Annotated in this window: 5 protein-coding genes and 1 pseudogene; 4 read left to right on the plus strand and 2 right to left on the minus strand. The window is 70.3% G+C overall.

Annotated features, from left to right (window positions below; translation table 11 throughout):
- Both O3Q52_RS48985 and O3Q52_RS48990 read left to right on the plus strand, forming a co-directional pair.
- Window positions 1–264, plus strand: a pseudogene (locus tag O3Q52_RS48985) (hypothetical protein); the annotation flags it as partial.
- A gap of 221 nt (window positions 265–485) precedes the next feature.
- Window positions 486–1,757 (plus strand): MFS transporter, encoded by a 1,272-nt coding sequence (locus O3Q52_RS48990; RefSeq protein ID WP_269654915.1) that lies wholly within the window; start codon window positions 486–488, stop codon window positions 1,755–1,757.
- A gap of 122 nt (window positions 1,758–1,879) precedes the next feature.
- Here the strand turns inward: O3Q52_RS48990 and O3Q52_RS48995 are convergent, their stop codons facing one another.
- Window positions 1,880–2,110, minus strand: coding sequence for a hypothetical protein (locus O3Q52_RS48995; RefSeq protein WP_269654912.1), 231 nt, complete (start codon window positions 2,108–2,110; stop codon window positions 1,880–1,882).
- Between the two features lie 61 nt (window positions 2,111–2,171).
- On the opposite strand from O3Q52_RS48995, the gene map reads away from it, so the two are divergent.
- Window positions 2,172–3,029 (plus strand): type I methionyl aminopeptidase, encoded by an 858-nt coding sequence (gene map / locus O3Q52_RS49000; protein ID WP_055612264.1) that lies wholly within the window; start codon window positions 2,172–2,174, stop codon window positions 3,027–3,029.
- A 178-nt stretch (window positions 3,030–3,207) separates the two neighbouring features.
- Window positions 3,208–3,867, plus strand: a complete 660-nt coding sequence (locus O3Q52_RS49005) for a heme oxygenase (biliverdin-producing) (protein WP_269654913.1) — start codon at window positions 3,208–3,210, stop codon at window positions 3,865–3,867.
- 154 nt (window positions 3,868–4,021) lie between these two features.
- Here O3Q52_RS49005 and O3Q52_RS49010 read toward each other — a convergent pair whose 3' ends face one another.
- The gene (locus O3Q52_RS49010) at window positions 4,022–4,666 is read right to left on the minus strand and encodes a PhzF family phenazine biosynthesis protein (RefSeq protein ID WP_269654914.1); all 645 of its coding nucleotides are present in this window, start codon (window positions 4,664–4,666) and stop codon (window positions 4,022–4,024) included.
- Window positions 4,667–4,806: the final 140 nt, after the last annotated feature.

Genomic DNA, 4,806 nt, shown 5'->3' on the forward strand with positions numbered 1-4,806 from the left:
CTCCTGGAACGGGTCCACGACGCGCGCCGGGCCGGGGCGACGGTCCTGGCACTGGACTGCGGCGACCGTGAACTGCACGCGATGGCGCACGAGGCGCTCGCCGTGCCGTCGGAGCCGGACCTCGACCTGGACACCGTGCAGCACCTGGTGAGCGCGGCGGCCGGGGAGAACTCGCTGCCCTCCCCGCGGGGCAGACGGCGGCTGCGGGACCGGCTGTCGCGGCTGGCGGACCAGCTGACGTCCCCACCGCCGGCCCGCTGGTGACGTACGCGCCGGTGCCGCGCCTCTGACGTAGGCACCGGTGCCGGGCCGCCGGCGTACGCACCGGTGCCACCGTGCGGGGGACCTGCTCGTCGGTGGGCCGAAGGTCGTCCGCGGTCGGAAAAGCGGTTGTCCTCGTCGGGGGCCGAGCCGGACCATGGCACCTCGTGACGGAATCCGATTGCGACGCCCCCGAATCCGCCCCCGGACGGGCCCCCTCGCGCCTGTGCGCGCTGCTGCCCGATCTGGCGCCGTGGCGGACCTCCGCCGACTTCCGGCGGCTGTGGGTGGCCGGGCTCGTCACCAACTTCGGCAGCTTCCTGACCTTCGTCGCGCTGCCCGTGCAGATGAAGGAACTGACCGGTTCCGTGGTGGCCGTCGGCGCGATCGGCGCGGTGGAACTCGTCCCGCTGATCGTGTTCGGGCTGTACGGCGGGGCGCTCGCCGATGCCCTGGACAAGCGGAAGCTGATCCTCTGGACGGAGGTGGGGCAGGGGCTGCTGAGCGGCGTGCTGCTGGTCAACGCGCTGCTGCCGGATCCCCTGGTGTGGCCGTTGTACGCCGTCGCCGCGCTCTCCTCCTCGCTCGTCGCCGTCCAGCGGCCCGCCCTGGACGCGCTCACGCCGCGCATCGTGCGCCACGAGCACCTGCCGGCGGCGGCCGCGCTCAACTCGTTGCGGTGGACGGTCGGCGGGGTCGCGGGTCCGGCGGTCGCTGGGCTCGTCGTGGCGTACGCCGGGCTCGGCTGGGCCTATGCCGCGGACCTCGCGACCTTCGTGGTGTCGGTCGTGCTTGCGGTCGGCCTCGCCTCGTCGCCCGCCGCCCACGAGGCCGCGAAGCCGTCACTGCGGTCGATCCTGGAGGGCGCCCGGTACGCGTGGAGCCGCAAGGAACTGCTGGGGACGTACGCCATCGACCTGGCCGCAATGTTCTTCGCGTTCCCGCTGGCCGTGCTCCCCTTCCTCGCGGACGAGCTGGACGCCGAGTGGTCGCTGGGCCTGATGTACGCGGCCCTGCCCGCCGGGGCTCTGCTGGTGAGCCTGACGAGCGGGTGGACGTCCCGGGTTCATCGGCATGGGCGGATGGTGGTGCTGGCGGCGGCGTTCTGGGGGCTCGCGATGGTGGCCGCCGGGGTCGTTCACGATGTGTGGCTGGTCCTGCTGTTCCTCGCGCTGGGCGGGTGTTTCGACATGGTCAGCGGGATCTTCCGCGCGGCGATGTGGAACCAGACCATTCCGGACGAGCTGCGGGGGCGGCTGGCGGGGATCGAGCTGCTGTCCTACTCCGTGGGACCCCAGCTCGGCCAGGTACGGGCCGGTGGCATGGCCGCGTGGATCGGTGTGCGGGGGTCCGTGTGGGCCGGGGGTGTGCTGTGCGTGGCCGCGGTGGGGGCGCTGGCTCTGTGCCTCCCGAAGCTCATGACGTACGACGTGCGGACGAACGAGCATGCGGTGCGGTTGAAGGAAGCGAGGGGGAAGGTTGCGGCCGGTTCTTAGGCTGCGGGCCGGTGGGGGCTGGTCGCGCAGTTCCCCGCGCCCCTAAAAGCCAGGGGCGCGGGGAACTGCGCGATCGGCCACGACGGACCCGCGGGTTCATGACGACCCCTCCGGCGGAGCCGTCAGTCGTCTTCCGGGCCCCGCGCAGCGGAGTCGTGCCAGCGGGGGTCCGTCTCCCATTCGAGATTGCGCTCGCGGGCGATCTCCATCGCCTGCTCCGCCTCGCCGCGCGACGCGTACGGGCCGAAGCGGTCCTTGCCCGGGCAGTCGGGACCCTCTTCGACCTTCTTGTGCTCCAGGCAGTAGTACCACTCGCCCGGCTTCCCGACGGTCCGCTTCTTGAACAGGGCCATGGCTGGGGCTCCTTTCGCCAGGGACATCGTCCCCCACCACCCGCTGGTTAGACTCGCTGGCATGTCTGGCCAGTCGCTGCTCGTACCAGGGGAGCTTTCTCCCACCCGTCCCGTGCCGGGAAACATCAGGCGTCCCGAGTACGTGGGCAAGCCCGCCCCCACGCCGTACACCGGAGGGGAGGTCCAGACCCCGGAGACGGTCGAGGCGATGCGTGTCGCGGGGCGGATCGCCGCCCGGGCGATGGCCGAGGCCGCGAAGCTGATCGCGCCCGGCGTCACCACGGACGAGCTGGACCGGGTCGCCCACGACTACATGTGCGACCACGGCGCCTACCCGTCCACGCTCGGTTACCGCGGCTTCCCGAAGTCGCTGTGCACCTCCGTGAACGAGGTCATCTGTCACGGCATCCCGGACTCCACTGTCCTGCGGGACGGCGACATCATCAACCTCGACGTGACGGCGTACATCGGCGGTGTGCACGGCGACAACAACGCCACGTACCTCGTCGGCGACGTGGACGAGGAGTCGCGGCTGCTCGTCGAGCGGACCCGTGAGTCCCTCGACCGTGCCATCAAGGCCGTCAAGCCCGGCCGGCAGATCAACATCATCGGCCGGGTCATCGAGTCGTACGCGAAGCGCTTCGGGTACGGGGTCGTGCGGGACTTCACCGGGCACGGCATCAACTCGTCGTTCCACTCGGGGCTGATCATCCCGCACTACGACAGCCCGCACGCGACGACGCTGATCCAGCCGGGGATGACGTTCACGATCGAGCCGATGCTGACGCTGGGCACGCACGAGTACGACATGTGGGACGACGGGTGGACCGTCGTGACGAAGGACCGGAGGCGGACCGCTCAGTTCGAGCACACCCTGGTCGTCACGGACAGCGGGGCCGAGGTGCTCACCCTGCCGTAACCGCCCATTTCCGCACCAAGCCGCCCACTCGAACAGAGGGGCGGCTTTTTCATGTGGACCGGATGGAGATTCGGGGTACGGTTTTACCGACAGGGCGTCGGGAAACCCATTGACTTAGGTAAGCCTAACCATACAAGATGGGCCCGGCTCTCGTCCCCCTTCGGCCCCGGAGGTCTTCATGAACTCGTCGAGCACACCGTTCTCGACGCTCATCCGCACCGCGTCGCACGAGCAGCACGGGCAGGCGCACGACTCGACGTTCATGAGCGAGTTGCTGGGCGGCAGGCTGGGCGTGGACGCGTACACGCGGTACACCGAGCAGCTGTGGTTCGTCTACCGGGCGCTGGAGGAAGGCGGGCGCGAGCTGGCCGGCGATCCCGTGGCGGGGCCGTTCCTGCGCCCCGAGCTGGTGCGCGTGGCCGCACTGGAGCGGGACCTCGCGCATCTGCGGGGCCCGGACTGGCGCGAGAGCGTCACGGCGCTGCCCGCGACCGAGGAGTACACGGCGCGGATCACCGAGTGTGCACGTACGTGGCCCGGCGGGTACGTGGCGCATCACTACACCCGTTACCTCGGCGACCTCTCCGGTGGCCAGGTCCTGCGGAGCAAGGCGGAGCAGACGTGGGGCTTCGCCCGCAAGGGGGACGGGGTGCGGTTCTATGTGTTCGAGGACATCGGGAACCCTGCCGCGTTCAAGCGGGCGTATCGCGAACTGCTCGACGGTGTGCTTGCGGATGATCTGGAGAAGCAGCGGATCATTGCCGAGTGCAAGCGGGCGTTCGCGCTCAACATCGCGGTCTTTGTTGCTTTGGGGGAAGAGTTCCGCATCAGTGCGTGAGCGCTCCGCTGGGTTGGTTGAGTTTTGGGTGCGGGTGAGTGAGGGCTTGTCGCGCAGTTCCCCGCGCCCCTAAAAGCCAGGGGGCGGCCCGCATCAAACGTGCGGGCATGTCTCGCTGATGGGGCGCGGGGCCGCCGGGAGGCGTCGAGGCTGCTCAGCGCTCCAAGAACACCCTGCCGCCCAATTCCACCCAGCCCTCCGGCTGTGGTGCTGTGAGGAGTTGGGAGCCTGTGCCCTGGACGATGTTCAGGGCACGGCCCAGTTGGGCTGTCAGTTGGAGGGCTGCGGCGCCGGTGGCCTCGTCCTCGTGTACGCCGTCGCCGCGGCCGGGGAAGCCTCGGGCGCGGATGCGGCCGGCCGCCTCGTCCTCCCAGGCCCAGGCGTAGAGCCACTCCCCTGGTGGGGGCACCTCCAGCGCGTCGACCTCGGCCGCCGTGCCGTACCGGCGGAGTGTGCGCGGCTCCGGCCACTCCGGGCGGGCCTCGATCCAGCTGAACTCGCCGTCGAGACGGGTGCCCACCACGCCCGCGGGCGTGACGAGTTCGGGTACGTCCAGCAGCCAGGCCGCGCCGACACAGGGGTATCCGGCGAAGGGCAGCCGCACACTGGGTGTGTAGATGTCGATGACCCCGCGCTCGGGGTCGTCCACGAACACCGTCTCGCTGAACCCTAGTTTGGCCGCGAACGCCTGCCGTTCGTCCCGCTCCGGCAGTACGGAACCGTCCCGCACGACCCCGAGTTCGTTGCCGTACTCACCGCGCGGTCCGCAGAAGACCCGCAGCACGTCGTAATCAGTCACGCGGGCATTCAAGCACTGCAGGAGTGGTGTGTACGCATCCGGCCGCCGCCCCCTGACGGCAGGGGTGGCGGCCGGTTGCCGTCGGTTCGGTCAGGCCTGGGTGGCGTCCGTCGCGCGGCGGCGGCGTACCGCGAACACCA

Origin of the sequence: Streptomyces sp. ActVer, assembly GCF_027270795.1 — a bacterium.
GTDB lineage: Bacteria > Actinomycetota > Actinomycetes > Streptomycetales > Streptomycetaceae > Streptomyces > Streptomyces umbrinus_A.

Excerpts from the sequence above, each read along its gene's own strand:
- O3Q52_RS48995 (WP_269654912.1), bottom strand. The coding sequence starts at position 2,110 with ATGGCCCTGTTCAAGAAGCGGACCGTCGGGAAGCCGGGCGAGTGGTAC.
- map (WP_055612264.1), top strand. The coding sequence starts at position 2,172 with ATGTCTGGCCAGTCGCTGCTCGTACCAGGGGAGCTTTCTCCCACCCGT.
- O3Q52_RS49005 (WP_269654913.1), top strand. The coding sequence starts at position 3,208 with ATGAACTCGTCGAGCACACCGTTCTCGACGCTCATCCGCACCGCGTCG.